The sequence below is a fragment of the Streptomyces sp. NPDC049970 genome (assembly GCF_040660235.1).
In the GTDB taxonomy this organism is placed as follows: Bacteria; Actinomycetota; Actinomycetes; order Streptomycetales; family Streptomycetaceae; genus Streptomyces.
This window is the reverse complement of record NZ_JBFALP010000025.1, coordinates 1-20,101: the sequence shown is the minus strand read 5'-3', so window position 1 is coordinate 20,101 and position 20,101 is coordinate 1. Positions and strand designations below refer to the sequence as shown.

The 20,101-nt window shown below is 69.1% G+C and carries 20 protein-coding genes and 1 pseudogene; 12 read left to right on the top strand and 9 right to left on the bottom strand.

Annotated elements, in window-relative coordinates; genetic code table 11:
- Positions 1-161: 161 nt before the first annotated feature.
- Positions 162-914 (bottom strand): GntR family transcriptional regulator, encoded by a 753-nt coding sequence (locus tag AB0I83_RS29090; RefSeq protein ID WP_356535729.1) that lies wholly within the window; start codon positions 912-914, stop codon positions 162-164.
- 306 nt (positions 915-1,220) lie between these two features.
- Here AB0I83_RS29090 and AB0I83_RS29085 point away from each other — a divergent pair, with 306 nt between their 5' ends.
- Both AB0I83_RS29085 and AB0I83_RS29080 read left to right on the top strand, forming a co-directional pair.
- Entirely contained in the window at positions 1,221-2,594 is a 1,374-nt protein-coding gene (locus AB0I83_RS29085) for a glycoside hydrolase family 18 protein (protein ID WP_363306767.1), read from the top strand.
- A 169-nt stretch (positions 2,595-2,763) separates the two neighbouring features.
- Positions 2,764-3,879 (top strand): pyridoxal-phosphate dependent enzyme, encoded by a 1,116-nt coding sequence (locus AB0I83_RS29080; protein WP_363306766.1) that lies wholly within the window; start codon positions 2,764-2,766, stop codon positions 3,877-3,879.
- Positions 3,880-3,897: 18 nt separating this feature from the next.
- On the opposite strand, the gene AB0I83_RS29075 is transcribed toward AB0I83_RS29080, so the two are convergent.
- The gene (locus AB0I83_RS29075) at positions 3,898-4,380 is read right to left on the bottom strand and encodes a cupin domain-containing protein (RefSeq protein WP_363306765.1); all 483 of its coding nucleotides are present in this window, start codon (positions 4,378-4,380) and stop codon (positions 3,898-3,900) included.
- A gap of 306 nt (positions 4,381-4,686) precedes the next feature.
- Between AB0I83_RS29075 and AB0I83_RS29070 the strand changes: the two genes are divergently transcribed.
- From AB0I83_RS29070 to AB0I83_RS29060, 3 genes are read left to right on the top strand one after another with little or no spacing between them, the layout of a single operon-like run.
- The gene (locus AB0I83_RS29070; RefSeq protein WP_363306764.1) at positions 4,687-7,101 is read left to right on the top strand and encodes a glycoside hydrolase domain-containing protein; all 2,415 of its coding nucleotides are present in this window, start codon (positions 4,687-4,689) and stop codon (positions 7,099-7,101) included.
- Positions 7,102-7,121: 20 nt separating this feature from the next.
- Positions 7,122-7,559, top strand: coding sequence for a hypothetical protein (locus tag AB0I83_RS29065; protein ID WP_363306763.1), 438 nt, complete (start codon positions 7,122-7,124; stop codon positions 7,557-7,559).
- Positions 7,543-8,229, top strand: a complete 687-nt coding sequence (locus tag AB0I83_RS29060; RefSeq protein ID WP_363306762.1) for a hypothetical protein — start codon at positions 7,543-7,545, stop codon at positions 8,227-8,229. Before AB0I83_RS29065 ends, AB0I83_RS29060 begins: the two co-directional genes overlap by 17 nt.
- Before the next feature lie 120 nt (positions 8,230-8,349).
- Here AB0I83_RS29060 and AB0I83_RS29055 read toward each other — a convergent pair whose 3' ends face one another.
- Complete coding sequence (locus tag AB0I83_RS29055; RefSeq protein WP_363306761.1) at positions 8,350-8,613, bottom strand: Txe/YoeB family addiction module toxin; 264 nt, start codon at positions 8,611-8,613, stop codon at positions 8,350-8,352.
- A gap of 52 nt (positions 8,614-8,665) precedes the next feature.
- Entirely contained in the window at positions 8,666-10,846 is a 2,181-nt protein-coding gene (locus AB0I83_RS29050) for a DEAD/DEAH box helicase (RefSeq protein ID WP_363306760.1), read from the bottom strand.
- A gap of 247 nt (positions 10,847-11,093) precedes the next feature.
- Here AB0I83_RS29050 and AB0I83_RS29045 point away from each other — a divergent pair, with 247 nt between their 5' ends.
- The 3 genes from AB0I83_RS29045 (at position 11,094) to AB0I83_RS29035 (ending at position 12,929) form a co-directional block, all read left to right on the top strand.
- A complete protein-coding gene (locus AB0I83_RS29045) occupies positions 11,094-11,858 on the top strand; it encodes a class I SAM-dependent methyltransferase (protein ID WP_363306759.1) in 765 nt (254 codons plus the stop codon).
- A gap of 391 nt (positions 11,859-12,249) precedes the next feature.
- Positions 12,250-12,525: a hypothetical protein gene (locus AB0I83_RS29040; protein ID WP_363306758.1), complete on the top strand. Its 276-nt coding sequence runs from the start codon at positions 12,250-12,252 to the stop codon at positions 12,523-12,525.
- Positions 12,522-12,929, top strand: coding sequence for a PIN domain-containing protein (locus AB0I83_RS29035; RefSeq protein ID WP_363306757.1), 408 nt, complete (start codon positions 12,522-12,524; stop codon positions 12,927-12,929). The genes AB0I83_RS29040 and AB0I83_RS29035 overlap by 4 nt, the downstream gene beginning before the upstream one ends.
- A 238-nt stretch (positions 12,930-13,167) precedes the next feature.
- On the opposite strand, the gene AB0I83_RS29030 is transcribed toward AB0I83_RS29035, so the two are convergent.
- A complete protein-coding gene (locus tag AB0I83_RS29030; RefSeq protein WP_363306756.1) occupies positions 13,168-14,481 on the bottom strand; it encodes a replication-associated recombination protein A in 1,314 nt (437 codons plus the stop codon).
- A gap of 100 nt (positions 14,482-14,581) precedes the next feature.
- Positions 14,582-14,878, bottom strand: a complete 297-nt coding sequence (locus AB0I83_RS29025; protein WP_363306755.1) for an MmcQ/YjbR family DNA-binding protein — start codon at positions 14,876-14,878, stop codon at positions 14,582-14,584.
- Between the two features lie 26 nt (positions 14,879-14,904).
- Between AB0I83_RS29025 and AB0I83_RS29020 the strand changes: the two genes are divergently transcribed.
- From AB0I83_RS29020 to AB0I83_RS29010, 3 genes are all read left to right on the top strand, one after another.
- Complete coding sequence (locus tag AB0I83_RS29020; RefSeq protein WP_356535716.1) at positions 14,905-15,174, top strand: type II toxin-antitoxin system Phd/YefM family antitoxin; 270 nt, start codon at positions 14,905-14,907, stop codon at positions 15,172-15,174.
- Positions 15,167-15,430 (top strand): type II toxin-antitoxin system RelE/ParE family toxin, encoded by a 264-nt coding sequence (locus AB0I83_RS29015; RefSeq protein ID WP_073736679.1) that lies wholly within the window; start codon positions 15,167-15,169, stop codon positions 15,428-15,430. The genes AB0I83_RS29020 and AB0I83_RS29015 overlap by 8 nt, the downstream gene beginning before the upstream one ends.
- Before the next feature lie 105 nt (positions 15,431-15,535).
- The gene (locus AB0I83_RS29010) at positions 15,536-16,873 is read left to right on the top strand and encodes a hypothetical protein (RefSeq protein ID WP_363306754.1); all 1,338 of its coding nucleotides are present in this window, start codon (positions 15,536-15,538) and stop codon (positions 16,871-16,873) included.
- Between the two features lie 85 nt (positions 16,874-16,958).
- Here AB0I83_RS29010 and ychF read toward each other — a convergent pair whose 3' ends face one another.
- Positions 16,959-18,047 carry a redox-regulated ATPase YchF gene (gene ychF, locus AB0I83_RS29005; protein WP_356843577.1) on the bottom strand — a complete coding sequence of 363 codons (1,089 nt, stop codon included), beginning with the start codon at positions 18,045-18,047 and terminating at the stop codon, positions 16,959-16,961.
- A gap of 252 nt (positions 18,048-18,299) precedes the next feature.
- Here ychF and AB0I83_RS29000 point away from each other — a divergent pair, with 252 nt between their 5' ends.
- Positions 18,300-18,908, top strand: coding sequence for a DUF6542 domain-containing protein (locus AB0I83_RS29000; protein ID WP_356535701.1), 609 nt, complete (start codon positions 18,300-18,302; stop codon positions 18,906-18,908).
- 66 nt (positions 18,909-18,974) lie between these two features.
- Here AB0I83_RS29000 and ppgK read toward each other — a convergent pair whose 3' ends face one another.
- Both ppgK and AB0I83_RS28990 read right to left on the bottom strand, forming a co-directional pair.
- Entirely contained in the window at positions 18,975-19,712 is a 738-nt protein-coding gene (gene ppgK, locus AB0I83_RS28995; protein ID WP_363306753.1) for a polyphosphate--glucose phosphotransferase, read from the bottom strand.
- A gap of 172 nt (positions 19,713-19,884) precedes the next feature.
- A pseudogene (locus AB0I83_RS28990) lies at positions 19,885-20,101 on the bottom strand (4-hydroxy-3-methylbut-2-enyl diphosphate reductase); the annotation flags it as partial.

The following is a 20,101-nucleotide window of genomic DNA, read 5'->3' as shown; positions in this document are numbered from 1 at the left end:
TCCGGTGTGCGGGTGACGAACGGGAAGGTAGGAGCCGGACATGACAAGTCATCACGGCGGGCGGTTGCCCGCCGGTTAAGTGTGGTGAGCGCGCGTTAACTCCGCATCACGGGCGGCGGACGACCGGTCGCTCCCACCGGTCGTCACAGCCGCCCCACCTGTCACTTGACCGGCAGATGGTAGGCGATCCGGTAGCGGTCGGCGGGCACGACCACGTCGGCGGTCTCCACCGCGAGCCCCGAGGCGTAGTACGTCCGCCCGATCACCATCACCACATGACCGGGCACCCCGCCCAGTGCGAGGAGCTCCTCCGCCAGACCTGGCCGGGCGCCGACCTCCTCCGCGACGTTGTCCACGACGACGTCGATGGCCGCCATGCGGTCGACGACACCGCAGCCGCCCAACGGGCCCTCCTCCGGCAGCATCACCGGTGTGCGCCCCGTGACGGCGAGGGGCTCCCAGGAGGTGGACAGCATGACCGGCTCACCCGCCTCCCGGAAGACGTACCCCGTGCGCATCACGCGGTCGCCGGGCTCGATACCGAGACGCTCGGCGACCTCGGGACTCGCCCCCTCCTGCTCGCTGCGGGACTCCCAGGTCCCCCGCACCCCTTCCTCCGCCTGCTCCTGGCGGAACGGGCTCGCCCCCGCACCCGGGCGGTATCCGGAGCGGGCGACCCGTCGCGGGACGGGGCGCTCGCGCACGTACGTCCCCGAGCCCGACCGCCCCTCGACGAGACCCTCGGCCATCAGCACCTTGCGCGCCTCCAGCGCGACCGTGTCCGAGACCCCGTACTCCTCGCGGATGCGGGCCTGCGAAGGCAGGCGGGTAAGGGGCGGCAGCGCGCCGTTGACGATCTTCTCCCTGAGATCGCTCGCCACGCGCAGATAGGCGGGCTGCTCACCGAAAGGCACTGGCCACTCCCAACAGGTTGACAGACAGCAACAGCGTCGCAACCGTGGGTTCGATACCGCAAGCAACGGCCAAAGTTTCACTCGAAGTGATGATCCCTCGCCGACCAGCGCATACCTGGCATGGGTATACCACTACACACCATTTCGGCGACACCCCGCGACCGCCGGGCACCCCCGAGGCCTTGACCATATTTGGTCCAGACCAATACCTTCCTGTGCACAGCACGGCTCCCGCCGCCCTCCGGCACCGGAACACCCGGGCACGCGCCCGGACCACATCCCGGCATACGCACAGGAACGAGCCCCATGCGTCGAAGAACCCTGACCGGCCTGACCACCGCAGCCTGCGCCCTCACCATGCTGGCCGGCCTCGCCCCGGCGGCGACCGCCGGAGGCAGCGGCCGGGACCACGGCGCCGGCCACGACGACCGCACGTACCGAAGCGTCGGCTACTTCACCCAATGGGGCGTCTACGGACGGGACTTCCAGGTCAAGGACCTGGACACGAGCGGGGCCGCGGCCAGGCTCACCCACATCAACTACGCCTTCGGCAACGTCAGCGCCGAGGGCAGGTGCTTCACCGGCAACGTGCCCGGCGAGGCGGACGCCTGGGCCGACTACGCCCGCCCGCTGGACGGCGCCGGATCCGTGGACGGGGTCGGCGACACCGGCACCCAGCCCCTCGCGGGCAACTTCAACCAGCTGCGCGAACTCAAGGCCGCGCACCCCGGCCTCAAGGTGATGATCTCCCTCGGCGGCTGGAGCTGGTCCACCCACTTCTCGGACGCCGCCCGCACGGCCGCCTCCCGCAAGGCCCTCGTCTCCTCGTGCATCGACCTCTACATGAAGGGCAACCTGCCCGTCGACGGCCCGCGCGGAGGTGAGGGGGCAGCCGCGGGCCTCTTCGACGGCGTCGACCTCGACTGGGAGTGGCCCGGCTCGGCCGGCGACACGGACACCGTGTACCGCCCCGAGGACAAGCGGAACTTCACCGCCCTGGTGCACGAGTTCCGTACGCAGCTCGACGCCTACGCGAAGAGCCGCGCGAAGAACGGCGCGAAGGGCGGGAACCGGGCGAAGCCGAAGCACTACGAGCTCTCCGCCTTCGTCCCCACCGCCCCCGCCAAGATCGACGCGGGCTTCGACGTCCCGCGCATCATGCGGGACTTCGACTTCGTCAACCTCCAGGGCTACGACTTCCACGTGTCCGGCGAGGCGACGACGGCCCAGCAGTCCGCACTCCGCGCCAAGGGCGACTTCAGCGTCGACCAGACGGTCCGTGACTGGATCGAGCGCGGCGCACCGGCCCGCAAACTGGTGATGGGCATGCCGTTCTACGGCCAGGGCTGGACCGGTGTCACCGGTGGCGGCGACGGGCTCGGGCAGCCCGCGACGGGCCCCGCTCCGGCCACCTGGGCCGCCGGTTACGAGGACTACAAGGTCCTCAGGAAACTGGCCGAATCCGGGAAGTACAAGGTGCACAGGGACGCCAGGAACGGGCACGCCTGGCTGTTCGACGGCACGACCCTGTGGACCTACGACGACCCGCAGGTGCTGCGCGCCAAGACCTCGTACATCCGTGAACGAGGGCTCGGCGGCGCGATGTTCTGGTCGCTGGACGGCGACACGGACGACGGCGAGCTGATGGCCGCGGTCGCCCGGGGTCTCGGACGGCGCTAGCGGACACGACGGTCGAGGACCGCGCGGGCCCCTGCCCCGCGCGGCCCTCGACCGGAGCCGGGACCGGCGCCGGGGCTGAGGTCGGCCGCATGCCGCACCGCGGACGGACCGGGGCACGTACCGCACCGCGGGCTGGATCGCAGGTGTGACGGGGCAATAGATTCGCCCCATGCCCGACACTCTCACGCCCACAGCGACCTACCTCTGCCCGCGGGACGGCGCGCGGGCCGATGCCACGACCCTGATGTGGTGCTGCCCGGTCTGCGGCGGCCCGTGGGACCTCGACACAGGGCCCATGCCCCCGGTCGCCCTCGACGCGCTGGGCGGACGGGTCGGTTCGCTGTGGCGCTACGAGGAGGCCCTCCCGCTGGACGGCGCGGCCGTCACCCTCGGCGAGGGCCGGACCCCGCTCGTCCCCCTCACCCCGCACGTCTCAGCCAAGCTCGACTTCCTGATGCCGACGCTCTCCTTCAAGGACCGTGGCGCGGTGATGCTGGCCGAACTGGCCCGCAGACTCGGCCCGGAGCAGGTGGTCGCGGACAGCAGCGGCAACGCCGGCACGGCCGTCGCCGCCTACTGCGCGCGGGCGGCCCTGCCCTGCACCGTGTACGTCCCCGAGGGGACCTCCCCGAAGAAGACCGAGCAGATCCGGGCACACGGCGCGCGCCTGGAGGTCGTGCCCGGAGGCCGTGAGGCGACGGCGGCAGCCGCCCGCACCGCAGCCGGCGCACCCGGCACCTTCTACGCCTCGCACGTCTTCAACCCGTACTTCCTGCACGGCACCAAGACATACGTGTACGAGATCTGGGAGGACCTCGGCGGGACCCTGCCGGACGCCATCGCCGTGCCGGTGGGCAACGGCACCCTGCTCCTGGGCGCGGCGCTCGCCACCGCGGAACTCCTCGCCCACGGACTGATCGACCGCCGCCCGGCCCTGATCGCCGTACAGGCCGAGGCCGTCTCCCCGCTGGCCGCGGCCTTCCGGGACGGGGCCGACGAGCTGCCCGACGACACGGGGACGGTGCGGCCCACTCTGGCCGAGGGGATCGCCATCCCCCGGCCGCCACGGGCCCGGCAGATCCTCGCGGCCGTACGGGAGTCGGGCGGCACGTTCCTCACCGTGACGGAGGAACAGATCCGCGCGGCGCAGACCGACCTGGCCGCCCGGGGACTCTTCGTCGAGACCACGGGGGTGGCCTGCTGGGCCGCCGTGGGGGCCGAGACCGACCGGAGCGTCGTCGTCCCGCTCTGCGGGGCGGGCCTCAAGACTGGCCTGGCACCCTGAACACCGGCGGGCCGCCCGTCAGTCCGTCCAGTACGTGTCGTGCCTGATGAAGAACTCCGCCCGCTCCTTCTCAGGCCAGTCGGAGACCTGGGCGACCTTCTCGAAGTACTCCTCGCGGGGCGCCCCCGGGGTGAAGAGCAGCAGCATGGAGGCGGCCTCGTCGGAGTCGTTGCGGAAGGCGTGCAGACCGCCCTGGGGCACGTACAGGAAGTCACCCTCCTCCGTGTCCGTCCAGCGCTCGCCGTCGTAGATCCGCACCGTCCCGCCGAGGATGTAGAACGACTCCGAGATGGACCGGTGGAAATGCGTCGGGGGGCCGCCCGCCCTGGGGCCCATGCTGATCCGGTAGAGCCCGAACTCCCCGTGGGTCGATCCTGCCGTGGCCAGGTAGTCGGTGCTGCCGCCGTCGCGCGTCAGCAGATTCGGGGTGGTGTCCGTGGGGCGGTACCGCGCGGTGATCTCGCCCTCACTGCCGGCGTAGACACGTTCCGGGTACGACATGGCACTCTCCCTGTCCCGGTTCCAGCCTTGCGCACTTCCCGCGGCGCCGACGCGGCCGGCCTCGCTGCCTCCGCGCGCGCCGTCCTCCCGGCCCCGCTTCCACCACCGTACGACGGTGTCGCCGCCGGCGGCATCCCGGGCGTGCGGCCCCGCACCCCGAGGACACGGCTCGGTGGCGGAAGAGGGAACGGAGACCCGCGGTGCGTAGCTTGCCGTGGCAGAGCATCACGCCCTCGGCGTGCCGTGATCGCATTCGCGACCCGGCCACGAGGCCGGGTGCCGCCTGTTGCCGAGAAGGGATCGACATTGGACGACAAGGTCCTCGACGCCCAGACGTGGGTCAACGCAACCTACGGCAGCGTCGCCGGGTACGTAAGGTCTCCCGAGGACGGCCGAACCGGCTGGTCCACGATGAACGCGCTCGTCATGGGCCTCCAGCACGAACTGGGCATCAGCCCGGTAGTCGCCAGTTTCGGTCCGGGCACCATGGCCAAGCTTCAGGCTCTGGGTGACATCGGCTTCGGCTGGGACAAGAACTCCAACATCGTCCGCATCATCCAGCACGGCCTGTTCTGCAAGGGGTACTGGGGAGCGAACGGCTACGGTGGATACGGCGCCGTGACCACCGAGGCGGTCAAGAGCCTCCTCCTCGACATGGGTCTGCCCGACGGCGGCACCGGCACCGCGGGTGGTGTCACCACGCCGAAGATCTTCAAGTGCATCCTGAACATGGACGCGTACACGAAGGTCATCGGGGGCACGGACGACATCCGGTCGATCCAGCGCTGGCTCAACGGCAGTTACTGGACCAGGGACGCGTACACCATCGGCCCCTGCGACGGGATCTACTCCCGTGACGTGCAGAAGTCCATGATGATCGCCATCCAGTACGAACTCGGCATCGCCGCCCCCAACGGCAACTTCGGCCCGGCCACCCAGGCCGGACTCCAGACGAAGAACCTCGGCGAGGGCAGTTCCGGCCTGTGGACCCAACTCTTCTCCGCAGCCTGCGTGTTCAACTCACCGGTGCCGACCGGCTCCAGCGATGCCGGCACTCCCACCACCTGGCGCAGCACCTACGACTCCAAGCTCCGCGAGTGGGTCGAGATCTTCCAGGGCTTCTGCAAGCTGGAGGTCAGCGGCCGCTCCGACTACCCGACCTGGGCACAACTCCTTGTCTCCATGGGTGATCCGGACCGCCCTGCAACGGGCTCCGACACCCGTTTCGAGATAACCGCCTCCCGCGCCCAGTGGCTGCGCAACAACAAGTACGAGGTCGTGGGCCGCTACCTCTACGATCCCCCGGGCTCCACGCTGGACAAGGAGATCAAGCCGGGCGAGCTGAACACGATGTTCAGCAACGGGCTGAACGTGTTCCCGATCTATCAGGACAACGCCCGCCAGCTCTCCGACTTCACTTACTCCCATGGCTACCAGCACGCCCTCAACGCCCACCAACTGGCCGCGGGCTACGGATTCAACCGCGGCACCGTCATCTACTTCGCGGTGGACTACGACGCCACCCGCGAAGAGATCGACGCGGCGATCGTGCCGTACTTCCACGGCATAGCCGCCGGCCTCTCCTACAACGGAAAGCGCTACGTACACGGTGTGTACGGGTCGCGGAACGTGTGCACCGTGGTCAGCCGGCAGACCGGAGCCCGCTACTCCTTCATCTCGGGCATGTCGTGGGGCTTCTCCGGCAACCTCGGCTTCCCCATCCCGGCCAACTGGTCCTTCAACCAGATCAAGGAGTTCAAGGTCACGAACGGGTCGGACACCTTCGACCTCGACCGCGACGTGGTCTCCGGCATCGACCTCGGCCAGAGCAGCGTGAACAGGCCTTCCGGTCCTGCTGACGGTTTCATCAACTACGTCCAGCGCCTGTACGACCACGCGGTCGCCTACACGGGCGACCGCAACCCGAACCAGCTCGTGATGGAGTACATCCGGCACAAGGCGTACGGCGGCGGTGACTGGGAATTCCTCATCGGCTCGTACGACAAGGCGTTCGTCGAGTACGCCAACGGAAAAGGTATGTCGGTCATGACCGACTTCACCGATCCCTACACCGCGTACGAACTGAACGCCGAACACCTCATGGCGTCCGCCAACGGGCACTTCGTCGCCTGGATGCCGTCCAACCCGCGTTCGGTGAACGAGGGCGACGTCGCGGGCTGGGGCGGCGACCTGCTCACCCTCTACGTCGACTGGCGCCGCGCGACGGACGAGTACCCGGACGGCCGCAACTTCGTGCAGTTGAAGATGGCCAAGGTCGGGGTCGCCTCCAGCTTCGGTTACAACGACCTGATCGAGGACGCCGACGCGTGGTTGCTGGCCAAGGCGGTCCGCGACGGCAAGACGATCGTCGAGGCCGTCCGCGATCTGTACAACGGGGGCGGTGGACTGACGCGGTTCGGCCGCTACTGGAGCGGGCGCTTCGGCGGCAACGCGGAGGACGCCAAGTTCCTCGCACACAATATTCTTACCGCGGCGGACGACAAGGAGGTCGTAGCCGCCCAGGTCGGCCTCGTGACCGTTCGCGGCGGGATCAAGACGTTGCCCGCCCTGCTCGGGTACGACGAACTGGAGCCGTTCGAGCAGGGCTTCGTCGATGTGCTGCTGGCCCGCACGGGGACCGAGCAACGCCTGCGCGCCAGCTACGAGCAGAACCACGCGAAGTACCTGAAGGCCGCCAGGAATCGCGCTACTCGCAAGTGAACGAAGGGACCACCCCGTAAGTGAACGTCGTCTCGGCACTGGCCGCCATCGCACTCCCCCCACTCGTACTGGCCGTGTTCGTGCTGAGTGTCTGGAAAACCGCACGCGGGCTGTCCACCCGCCGGTGGCGACGCCCCGGGTGGTGGGCGTTCCCCGCAGTCGTACTGACCGGTGTCGGCTGCGTCGTCTGGTTCGTCGGGGCCTTCTCCGGCGGTCTCGACGTCCGGGAGGCCTGCGCCGCTCGCGGCGTCCCCTATGACGACGCCTACCGGTCGGAGCAATGGCGGGAGCCCTCCCAGTGGTTTCCGTTGCACAACAGGTGCAACGCCGATCACGACCTGGTCCCCGCCTGGGTCAACCCCTCTCTCGTCGCCCTCGCCCTGCTACTCGTCGGCTGTGCCGCAGGTGCCGTGGCGGCTGCTGTCATCGGAAGGAAAATGAGTGAGAAAGCAGATTGACAGACGTGGTGTCCTCCTCGCGGGCGCCGCACTCGGGGCCACCACAGCCCTGGCCGGCGTCCCTGGCACCGCGCAAGCCGCCCCCGGCGTACCGTCGGCCGACGGTACGCCGCAGGGCCGGCGCTGGTCGGGCAGGACATCGGCGAACGGCTGGCCCGTGCTGGACGAGGCGGAGCTCTTCACGGTGGAGGGGTCGGGCCGCTCCGTGCGTCTCGCCGGCGGGGACGCGGCGGTGATCCTGCTGCACGTGGCCCGCCGGTTCCACTACGAGATCGACGAGCTCCGCGAAGACGACGTCACCGGCCACTCGACGACACGCAAGGCCCTGCAGGACTACGAGTCCAACTATCTGTCGGGTACCGCCCTGGCGATCCGGCCCCTCGCGTACCCGGTGGGTGTGAAGGGCGGCCTGTACCCGCACGAGCTCGTAGTGGTGCGTGACATCCTCGCCGAGCTGGACGGCGCTGTCACCTGGGGTGGAGACCTGGCCACCCCGAAGGAGTCCCATTTCGAGCTCGCGTACAAGCCGGGCCACCCGAAGGTGAAGGGCGTGGCCCGCAAGATACGCGGATGGCACGCGGGCCCCGGCAGTGCGGGCGCAGGCACCGTCGACGCCTTCGACCCGGAACGCCGAAGCAGGGCGCAGGCGTTCGCCCGTCGGGCGGCGTAGCCCGACTGCGTACGACGCGGACGGCGGGGCCCAACCCCGACGTCCGCGTCCCCAGAGGTCACCGAGGAAGCCACCGCCCAGCCCGGACGCCTGTGCACGGCCCGGGAATCGCACCCACGGTCAGCAGTGACAGCGAGCCGCGAGGATGACGGTCCCCATGCCCGTGATCGGGTGGACAAGGCGTCGCTCGTCATCGATCCGCCTCGACCACACCCCGGGCAAGTGGTGCTCCAACTGCTCGGGCTTGCCGATGCCCGTGAAGGGATCGCGCTCGACGTCCTCGATGAGCTTGTTGATCCGAGCGAGCATCTTGCGGTCGTTCTTGAGCCGGGACGTGTGGTCCTTCCAGCCCTGCCCCTCGGAGACATGACCTGACCCTTCCATCACGTGGTACGTACACACCGGCGTGACCTGCAAAGGCGCGACCGTGCCCGATTCACTCGGCCGACGTGAGCCGCTCGTCCGTCATACCCAGACGAGCCTGTTCCTCCTCGACGATCCGACGTGCCAGCTCGGTGTCCGACACGTCGACCGCGTCCGGGGTGGCTTCTGCCATGGTGCTGCGGCGGGCATAGGCGTCGAAGAGGCGCGTCTTGGTTTCCAGCATCTTCACCATGCGTTCGTCGACACCTCCGGTGGCCAGGAGACGGTGCACGCGAACCGGCCTGACCTGGCCCATACGGTGAGCCCTGGCCACCGCCTGATGTTCGATGGTCGGCTTGATCTGGGGTTCGCAGATGACGACGACGGAGGCAGCCTGCATGTTGAGGCCGACGCCCGCGGCCTGGATCTGCCCCAGGAGCACCGCCGGGCCCTGGACGGCGGCGAAGTCGTCGACGATCTCCTGGCGACGCTGGGCCGGGACGCCGCCGGTCAGCGGACCGAACACCGGAGTGGCCTTGGCGCTTCCGGCCGCGAGGGCCTCCTTGACCACCCTCAGTACGTCCTTGAAGTTGGAGAAGACCACCGTCTTCTGCCCGTTCTCGCCGGACTCCTGAACGATCTCTCGGAGCCGGTCCAGCTTGGCCGACTTCTCGGGGCACATGTACGCGGCCCTGCGCATGGCCATGAAGTTGCCCGCGCGCACGGCTTCGCGGTACGCCTCCTCGTCCGAAGCGCTCAACTCCTCCCACTCGTCGGTCTGCTGAAGGCTCGGGAGTTCCGTCAGCACGTCCTCCTGGTTGCGCCGCAGGTAGACCGGGGCCACGGCCTTGCGGAAGGCGACCGATCCGGCCAACGCGTCCCGTTCGCCGAGGGAGTCCGCGACGTCGCCGTCGAGCATGTGGACCAAGTTGCGGAACTCCACGACCCTGTTCTCCATCGGGGTTCCGGTCATGAAGAGGGTGCGCTCGGTACGCTCCGCCCACAGGCCGACCGTCTGGGAGCGCTTGGCCTTCGGGTTCTTCACGGAGTGCGCTTCGTCGACCACCAGCAGCCCGACCTCCCCGCCGCCCGGTGCGGGAAAGCCGCGCAGCGCGTCGAACGTGGTCACCCCGACGCCGCCCCGCCCCTTCCAGTCGGCGAACTCGTAGTGCCGGTCGGGACCGTGGAGCACCACGACGCGCAGGGCGCTGCGGGCCTCGATCTCCCGTGTCCAGTTCACCAGGACGCTCGCCGGGCAGACGACCATGAAGTGACTCTGTCCCTCGGCTGCCAGGTGGGCGAGGACGGCGATCGCCTGGATGGTCTTCCCGAGGCCCATCTCGTCGCCGAGTATCACCTTGCGCTGCGCCAGCGCGAACCGTGCGCCGAACGCCTGGTAACCGCGCAGGGAGACCCGCCGGTGCGTGTCGTCGAGGTGCTGGTTCCGTACCCGCTCCGCAATCTCGTCCGGCAGGAAGCCCTCTGCGGCAGCCGCGTCCGGCAGCCGCCCGGAGATATCGGCGAGCAGGCTGTAGTACTCGGCGGAGCGGAGTTCGAAGTCCACCCAGGCCGCGACGTCGGACGCGACCCCCCGGAGCAGGTCCACCGACGCCTGGGCGAGCAGTTCGGGCAGGCCCGCCTGATCCGCCTCGTCCACCATCGACCGGATCCCGGCCACCGCCGCCCACGCGCGGGCCTTCTTCTCCCGGCCGGCCAGAAGCATCCGGACCCTACCGGCGGCGGGCCTCGCGTCGGCCAGCAACGGACCGAGCCGTTCCGCCAGGACGGTCGCCTTGTCGACCGCACGCCGAGCGTCCGATCCGGCCGCAACCAGGACGTGCAGGGCCATGACGAGCGCGGTGGTGCTCGGTTCCGGCCGGTCCAGGTCGATGTGGACGGCCACGGTCTCGTGCACAGCCTCGGAGAGCCGGCGGGCGGCGGCGAGCATCTGGTCGACAGTGCGCTGCCCGACACCAGGAATCTGGCGCAGCCGGTAGGGGCCCGTTTCGAGCACACTGCCCACAGTGCGCAGTCCGCTCTTCTCGACGCTCCCCAGCCGCAGCCGCCCTTCGGTGACGTCCTGCAGCCGGGCGACGGGAATGGCGTCGAGCTCCCGCTTCACCGCCGCATCGTGGATCGGCTTCAGCGCCGCCCGTACCGCCTCCACCGCCCTTCCGTGGTCACCGACCACAGCCTGCGCCGCTTCATGCAGTCGCGCTCCCCTCGCGACTGTGTCCCGCTCCCCACGCCCCACGCTTCCCGCCCTCTCCCCGACCCTTCCCACATCTTCCCACCGCCCCACAGGGGCCTGGACGGGCTTTCGCAGCTCACTTCGGGATCGAACCGACGTCGGGGCAGTCATTCACATCGCAGGCTTACGACCACCGTGAGCATCTGCGGGAGATCGTCGCCGCCAGCAGGCGGGTCGGGCACAGGTATTGGCACGGCCTGGCATCAGGCGCTGAAGCGGAACTTCACCGCAACCGGTCTGAAATGCGGTTATGCGGGTGACCGCAGAGGCGTTCAGCCGCGGCCACGCTCCAGACGGCCGGTCAAGCTATGAGATCTTGTGCGATCGGGTAGCTGGAAGCATGCGCGTGCTGGACCTCGGCTGCGGCGATGGCCTACTGCTCGAGTTGCTTGCCCGGCCCGGCAGACACCTCTCGGGGGTGGACCTGTCCTCGCACTCTCTGACGCTGGCACGACGTCGACCGGCGCTTTTCGAAACGAGGCTGGAAGAGGGCCGAGCCCAACGGCTTCCTTTCGCCGACGACAGCTTCGACGCCTGCGTTTCCCACATGGCGCTGATGCTGATGAGCGAGATCGAGGAAGTGGCAGCAGAGGTTGCCCGAGTGCTTTCTCCTGGAGGGGTTCTGGCATGCGTGGTGGGAGGCGGGGCCGTGGGCGGCGAGGCTTACGAACGGTTCCTCACGCTGCTGCGGCGCTCGATTGAGGAAACGCCGGCCTCGCAGCGCATCCCTGCATTGGGGGACAAAAGGACACGCAGTCGCGAAGGGCTCGATGAAATCCTCGGGCCGGCAGGCTTCGCGGCGGTGGACTGGGAGACCGTTCCCATCGATCTGAGCGGGCCGGTGGAGCAGGTATGGACTGCTGTTTCCGGCCTTTATGATCTTGCCCCGCTCGATCCCGCGAGGGTGGAGCGGTTGCGCAGAACCTTCTTTGCCGAGGTGACGGACATGACGACGCCGGACGGGCATGTCCCCTGCGCCTTCAAGATCCGTCTCGTAACGGCGCGACTGCGTTAGGTGGCTCCTTCGACGAGACCGGCTCCGTCGCAGTGGAGGATCCCGCAAGCGGCTGCCCGATCAAGGACGTTTTCGACACCGCCAAGCGGCCGGCGGGATCGGGGCGCGGTGCCGTCCGGGCCGGCGGGGAGGTAGAGGTAGGGCCCGACCCCGAAGAGTCGGACCCTCTATGCCCTGCGTGTTCGCCAGACCGGCCACGTGGCGCCGAGCCACCCGCTACACGTTGAACCGGGATTCCACCACAAGGCTCTGAACTGCGGAAATGCAGGAGCATCCCAGCACTGGAGACCCGACAAAGTACAAGAAGATCCGGAGCGCCAAGACTATGCGCCACCGACGCAGCCCGCACAGCGCCCAGCGGTGTAATAGTTCCTGTACTAGGCTGGGTCTCATGAAGTCACCCCGCCCCGGAGGGACGGAGAACATCTCCGTCTCACTGCCCTCGGAACTCCTCGGTGCTCTGCGCACGCGCACCGGCAAACGCGGCGTGTCCGCCTACGTAACCGCGGCGGTCAGACATCAGCTGGCAATGGACAGCCTCTTCGAGATCGTGGCCGCCTACGAAGCCGAGCACGAACCGCTCAGCGAGGCCGAGATCCAGGCCGCGCAGCGCGATTTGTTCGGTGACGCACCAGCGCCGTACGCGTCGAACGACAGCGCCGCATGAAGGAGCCCGCGGCCAGGTCCATGGTTCTGGACTCCCAGGCGCTGTCGCTCCTCCTGCGCAACGACCGCCAGATGGTCACCCGGATCGAGGCCGCTCGGCGCACAGGCGTGCCCGTCCTCGTATCGGCTCTGACGGTGGTGGAGGCCGTCTACGGGAAGACGGACACCGCCCGGCTGCACTGGCTGCTCTCCCGCCTCCAGGTCCAGGACGTCACCCAGGCGGACAGCCTCACCGCCGTGCAGCTACTGAGCGATGCCGGTGGCCTGCACGGCCACAAGTACGCCATCGCCGCCCTCGTCGCCGCGATGGCACTCCGCTCCCCGGCGCCCGTCCTCGTACCGACCTCGGACCATGACGACTGGGCCGAATTGTGCGGCGACCGCGTACAGATCAAAGACGTCTGACCTCGGGATTTACCCCTTCCAACGAAGACGACTCGCGACCCGAGAACGGCTAACGCCGATGTTAGTAACATCGGCGTTGGCCCCATACGTGGGGAATCCACTTCGCCGGCTGTCCCTCACGGTCGCGAGTCGTGGATCCGCAGACCTCCGGACCGCGCGGCATCGAATGCGCGGATCGCACGACGACTCATCACCCTTCTGTCGTGTGCGGGCTCTGTCCGCTGCCCGTACGTCCACGTCAGCCGCTGCGCCTACGAGCGCGCAAGCCGGTCCAGTGGCGCAGGCGCTCGGATATCTGGGACTCGTAGCCGTTGCGGGTGGGCTGGTAGTAGGTCTCGTGGTCCATGCCGTCGGGGAAGTAGTCGGCGCCGGAGAAGCCGTCGGTGGTGTCGGGGTCGTACTGGTAGTCCTTGCCGTAGCCGATGTCCTTCATCAGCCGGGTCGGGGCGTTGAGGATGTGGGCGGGCGGCATGAGCGAGCCGGTGCGGCGAGCGGATCGGTGGGCCGCATTGAAGCCGCGGTAGACGGCGATGGACTTGGGGGCCGTGGCGAGGTAAACGACGGCCTGCGCGATCGCCAACTCGCCCTCGGGGGAGCCGAGTCGCTCGTACACGTCCCAGGCGGCGAGTGCCTGCTGGATGGCGTGCGGGTCGGCGATGCCGATGTCTTCGTTCGCGAAGCGGACCAGGCGGCGGGCCACGAACAGGGGGTCCTCCCCACCGTCGAGCATCCGGGCGAGCCAGTACAAGGCCGCGTCCGGGTCGGAGCCACGCATCGACTTGTGGAGCGCGGAGATCAGGTTGTAGTGGCCCTCCTGTGCCTTGTCGTACAGCGGGGCGCGCTGCTGGATGTGGTGGGCGAGCGCGGCGGTGTCCAGGGGGGTGCCGGGGTGCGGGAGGGCATGGAGCTGTTCGGCCATGTTGAGCAGGTAGCGGCCGTCGCCGTCGGCCATGGCGATCAGGGCGCTGCGGGCGTCGTCGTCCAGGGGCAGCCGGTGGCCGGTGAGCTGTTCGGCACGGACGAGGAGTGTGGACAGGGCGGCTTCGTCGAGGCGTTTGAGGACGAGGACCTGGGTGCGGGAGAGGAGTGCGCCGTTGAGTTCGAAGCTCGGATTCTCCGTGGTGGCGCCGACCAGGGTGATCGTGCCGTCCTCGACGTAGGGCAGGAAGCTGTCCTGCTGGGCGCGGTTGAAGCGGTGGATCTCGTCGACGAACAGCAGGGTTCCCTGGCCGATGGTGCGCCGGCTGCGGGCGGCGGCGAAGACCTTGCGCAGGTCGGCCACGCCGGAGAAGGTGGCCGACACCGGTTCGAAGGCCAGGTTGCTGCCGTCCGCGAGGAGGCGGGCGATGGTCGTCTTCCCCACGCCGGGCGGGCCCCACAGGATGGCGGAACCGAGGCGCCGCTGGGCGACCATGCGACCCAGCGGGGCGTCCGGGGCCAGGAGGTGGTCCTGCCCGACGACCTCATCCAGCTGGGTGGGGCGCAGGCGGTCGGCGAGTGGCCGGGCGGGCTCCTCGTCGAAGAGCGGCAGGGTCGCTTCGGTCGGTTCCATCGGTCTCTCAGATTGCGGGCGGAGCTGTGCGGGCGTGGCGAGCCTTGCACGGGGCACTGACAAGCGCGGGCTCAGCGGCTCGTGCGCGCGCTTGCGGTGCTCATCGGGCACGGGGGCGGTCGCGTTGCGGCAGCCGCGCGACGGCCAGGTCGTAGGAGTCCTCGACTGCGCCGGTGACCAGCCGCTTGGTGATGCCGGGGCCTGGTCCGAGCGAGATCCAGTGCCGTTTGTCGAGGTAGCGGCCCGGTGTGATCGAGACGTAGCCACGTACTTGCGCGCGGGCATGTTCGGGTTCGCACTTGACCGTGATGATCTGCTCGTCCGGGTCGTCGGTGACGATCAGGAACACCTTGCCCGCGATAAAGACCAGGACCGATCGACTGCGCTTTGTGTACACATGGGACTCTTGGTACTCTTGAGCGCATGACGCAGCCCTTGCCCATAGAGACCATCCGCGATGTACGCGCACACCTGGCCGAGGTCGTGGATCGGGCCGACCGGGATGACGTGCCCACCGTGATCACGCGCCGAGGCAAGGAGGTCGCCGCCGTCGTGTCCATCGAGGTACTTCGGAAGTACCAGGAGTGGGAAGAGCGCGAGATCAACCGGATCATCGACGAGCGCATGGCGAATCCGGCAGCGGGCATTCCGATTGAGGACGTCATGAGGGAGACGCTGGCGCGCAATGAGTGAGTACCGCACCGTCTTCCGGCCTGAGGCCCAGGCCGAACTCCGCAAGATCCCTCGCGACATGGCGCTGCGCATCTTGGCCAAACTGACCGAGCTGGAAAGCGACCCGCTCGGGTTCAGCACCACTGCACTCGTATCCCAGCCGGAACGCCGCCGCCTACGAGTGGGTGACTACCGGGTCGTCTACACGATCGACAACGGTGAGCTGGTGGTGTGGGTAGTGCATATCGGGCATCGCTCCACCGTGTACGACACCTGATCCTGAGCCAAGAAACGTGCGGTCGGCCAGAATCCACTGGAGCCAGGGACACCACCGTCCGCACCAGCAGGCCGGGTTGTCAGTGGCGACCGCTTTCATGAAGCCATGAGCACTGTGCACGCGATCGCCACCCTCCTCCCCACCCCCGTCGAACTCCGCGCTCACCTGCGCGCGTTGGCTCTCCTGGAGACTGCGGTCGCCGAAGATCCCCAGTACTGCTACTACACCTTCGGCGCCTCCTGGGGCCCTGGCGAGGAGGCAGCATTGATGGAGAACGGTTCGGGGGACGACTTCTCCGTCCTCTTCACCCCGGCCGGCGTGCTCATACGCGGCTTTGACCACGGCTCGGCGATGAGCCCGTACGGAACGGACGACAAGCAGGTCTGGCCCGGAGTCATCGACGAAGTGCCCGCCGTACTGCGCCCGCCCCTGGACGAACCCGCCTTCTGCGATGAGGGCATCGACGCCCCTCGGGTCACCGCCTGCCTGTGGCGGGAGACCGGCGACACGGCATGGCGCACGGGCTCGGGCATCGGCTTCCCTCCTGGCAGCGAGGACCCGGACGGCTCCGGTTTCCTCTTCCGCCTCCTCGCCGACCGCTCCCCCGAGGCCGTCCAGGCCCACTTCGAGGACTGCTACGAGCGCCCCGTCCACCTCGAAGGAGTCCGCCACGTCCTCGCCGGACATCCCCTCACCCCTGCGGTCGCAGCAGCCCTCAACCCGGCCGCCCTCTCGGACAACGCCCTGCTCCGCAGGATCGCCGCGCATCCGGAGGTCGCTTCCCACCTGGCCTGCGACGGTGAGTTCGACCTCGCCCGCACCGACCCGAGCGAGCCGATCGCCCTGCCCAACGGGCTCCCGGTGGAGCCGGTCGCCGGCTGCAACGCGGGCGGCACCCACTACCTCTGCGGCCCATCCGTCCCTGGCGGCCCCCGCCCCGTCCTGTACACCGACTCCGAGGGGCAGGCCTCCCTGATCGCCGAGTCGCTCGCCGAGGCCCTGACCCTCGCCGTCGTCCTCCTGTCCTGGCATGACGCACTGGCCGGCTTCCGACCCCTGGCCCTCAGTTCCGACTACCTCGACGAGCGCCCGGACCACCCCGCCGTCCGCGACCGTTGCCTCGCCGCCCTTCGGCTCCCCCTGCCACCGAGCAGGAAGTCCTGGACCGCCTACTCACCACTGCCGCCCGCACCGTCCCCGACGGCTTCCTCCCACACGATCCCGACGAAAAAAGCCTCGCCTTCCAGCCGATGCTCGAACCTCTTGCCGACCAAGGCGCCCGAGGGCGCACAGGTGACAGAGCGTAAGAAAGCTCCGGCATACGTCCGGCACGGGAACCGGCAAGCGGTCTGCTCCCGAAAAGGCCGACCCCTTGCCACCTGTCGACTTGACGAACCGACCAGTCCGCAGTACAACGCCCGGGACTTTCAGCTTCCGGTTTGAACGCACCAAGGGCCCGACCCCGAAGAGCCGGACCCTCTTTGACCTGAGTATTCGCCAGATCAGCGACGTGGTGATACGCCAGCCGCTACACGTTGAAGCGGAACTCCACCACGTCGCCGTCCTGCATCACGTAGTCCTTGCCCTCCATGCGCGCCTTGCCCTTGGAGCGCGCCTCGGCGACCGAGCCCGTCTCGACCAGGTCGTCGAAGGAGATGATCTCCGCCTTGATGAAGCCCTTCTGGAAGTCGGTGTGGATCACACCGGCCGCCTCGGGGGCCGTGGCGCCCTTCTTGATCGTCCAGGCGCGGGTCTCCTTCGGGCCTGCCGTGAGGTAGGTCTGAAGGCCCAGGGTGTCGAAGCCGACGCGGCCGAGGGTGGCCAGGCCGGGCTCCTCCTGGCCCATCGACTGGAGGAGCTCGAGTGCCTCCTCGTCGTCGAGCTCGATCAGCTCGGACTCGATCTTGGCGTTCAGGAAGATGGCCTCCGCCGGGGCGACCAGGGCTCGCTGCTCGTTCTTGAAGTCCTCGTCGACCAGCTCGTCCTCGTCGACGTTGAACACGTAGAGGAAGGGCTTCGTCGTGAGCAGGTGCAGCTCGTGGAGGAGGCGGCCCTTCTCGGTGCCGGCGGTGATGCCGCGGGAGAAGAGGGTGTCGCCCGCCTCGAGGATCTTCTGGGCCTCCTCGACGGCGGCGAGGACCGCGACCTTCTCCTTCTGGAGGCGGGACTCCTTGGTCAGGCGCGGGACCGCCTTCTCGACCGACTGGAGGTCGGCCAGGATCAGCTCGGTGTTGATCGTCTCGATGTCGTCCTTGGGCGAGACCTTGCCGTCGACGTGGACGACGTTCTCGTCCTTGAAGGCGCGGATGACCTGGCAGATCGCATCGGACTCGCGGATGTTCGCGAGGAACTTGTTCCCCAGGCCCTCGCCCTCGCTCGCACCGCGCACGATGCCCGCGATGTCGACGAAGTCGACGGTGGCGGGGAGCAGCTTCTGCGACTTGAAGATCTCGGCGAGCTTGTTCAGGCGGGGGTCGGGGACGCCCACGACGCCGACGTTCGGCTCGATGGTGGCGAACGGGTAGTTGGCCGCCAGCACGTCGTTCTTGGTCAGGGCGTTGAACAGGGTCGACTTGCCGACATTCGGCAGGCCGACGATTCCGATCGTGAGCGACACTTTGGCGACTTCCTGAAGTGAGGAGAGGAGGGCTGTGCGGGAGGGCCGGAGCTGACCCGATTCTCCAGTTTACGGGCGGGGCGGTGCGGCCCGTCACGGGTGCGCAGGAGACAGGCGCCCCGCCGGCCGGGGGTGGTGCTGCGGGGCCGAACGGTGGAGTTTGGGCCCTACGGGATCGAACGCAACGCCAAGGTAGGCCAAAACGCGTGTCCAACCCCCGAAAGGGCCGACCCCGCGACCTAGGTTGTCGGGGTGGAGCAGCACAGGACACGTACCCCGCAGCGCAGGCAGCCCCAGCAGGTCCCGCCCGGCTTGCCCGGCGGCCTCGGCGAGGCTCCGTCCGGCTACCCGGTGTCGGTGGTGGTCGCCCCGTCGCCCGCGGGCGGGCCCGCACCGGGTCGTCGGCCACGTACCGTCGCGCCCCTGGTGCTGGCGCTTCGCAGGTTCCCGAACCCGCGGCTGACGGGCATCGGCGCGGGGCTGTTCGCGGCTCTGGCCATGTTCCTGCTGGCCGGTCTGGACCGGCTGCTCCTCGGCAGCTCGGAGGTCGTGTACGGGGTGCTCTTCCTGCCCGTCAGCGCGCTGACCGCCCTGTGGGTACGCCCGGCCGACCTCGTGACCGCGCCGATCATCGTGCCCATCGCCTTCGCGGTCGGGGTGATCCCCGTCGCCGGGGGCACCGGCGGCTTCGGCGGGCAGACGATGGCCGTCGTCACCGCGCTGGCCGTGCACGCCGGCTGGCTGTACGGCGGCACGCTGATCGCGGGTCTCATCGCCACCGTGCGGAAGATCCGGCAGATGCGGGAGCGGCAGCGTCACCTGGTCAGGACCGACCAGGGCGCGCGCCGCCCCCGCCCGTAGTCAGGGCTGCCCGGGACGAGGCGACGGGCCGCGGTTCGCTCCGGCCCGCCGGTCCGGGCGTGCGGGCTACTTCCCCGCGGCCGCCATCGCCGCGCCGACGATGCCCGCGTTGTTCTGCAGCTGGGCCGGGACCATCTCGGCCCGTACGTGCTCGATCAGCGGCAGGAACTTCTCGGCCTTTCGGCTGACGCCCCCGCCGATGATGAAGAGCTCGGGCGAGAACAGCATCTCCACGTGGACCAGGTACTTCTGCACCCGGTGCGCCCAGTGGGTCCAGCTGAGGTCCTCGTCCTCCTTGGCCTTCGTCGAGGCGCGCTTCTCGGCGTCGTGGCCGTGCAGCTCCAGGTGGCCGAGCTCGGTGTTCGGGACGAGCTGCCCGTCCGTGAAGACGGCGCTGCCGATGCCCGTGCCCAGAGTCAGCATGATCACCGTGCCCTTGCGGTCACGACCCGCGCCGAAGGTCATCTCGGCGATGCCCGCGGCGTCGGCGTCGTTCAGGATCGTGACGTTCTGGCCGATGCGGTCGCTGAGCAGCGCCCGGGCGTCCGTGTCGATCCAGCCCTCGTCGACGTTGGCCGCGGTCCTGGTGATCCCGCCGGTGACGACTCCGGGGAACGTGATGCCGACCGGCCCCTGCCAGTCGAAGTGGCCGACGACCTCGGCCACCCCGTCGGCCACGCTCCGGGGCGTGGCCGGGTGGGGTGTCAGTACCTTGTGGCGCTCCTGCGCCAGCTCTCCACGGTCCAGGTCCACGGGCGCACCCTTGATCCCTGAACCGCCGATGTCCACACCGAAGATCTCCATGGACACACGGTACGGGCAGGTGGCGCGGATCACTCCCCGGAGGGGGCGGTACGACGGGTGGGCGCCATCGTCGCGCCACCCCGTGTGGAGCCGTACGACGGGCGCGCACCGTCGTCACGCCGCCCCGCCGGCCGTGCACCGGCGTTCCCGGCGGAGAGCCGGGTGCGCCGGGCTACTCCGCGGAGAGCGCGGCGGCCTCGGCGCGCAGGTCCCGCCTGAGCTCCTTGGGCAGCGAGAAGGTGATCGACTCGTCGGCGGTCTTCACCGTCTCGACGTCCGCGTACCCCCGCTCGCCCAGCCACTCCAGCACCCCGTCGACCAGGACGTCGGGCACCGAGGCGCCCGAGGTGAGGCCGACCGTGGTGACGCCCTCCAGCCATGCCTCGTCG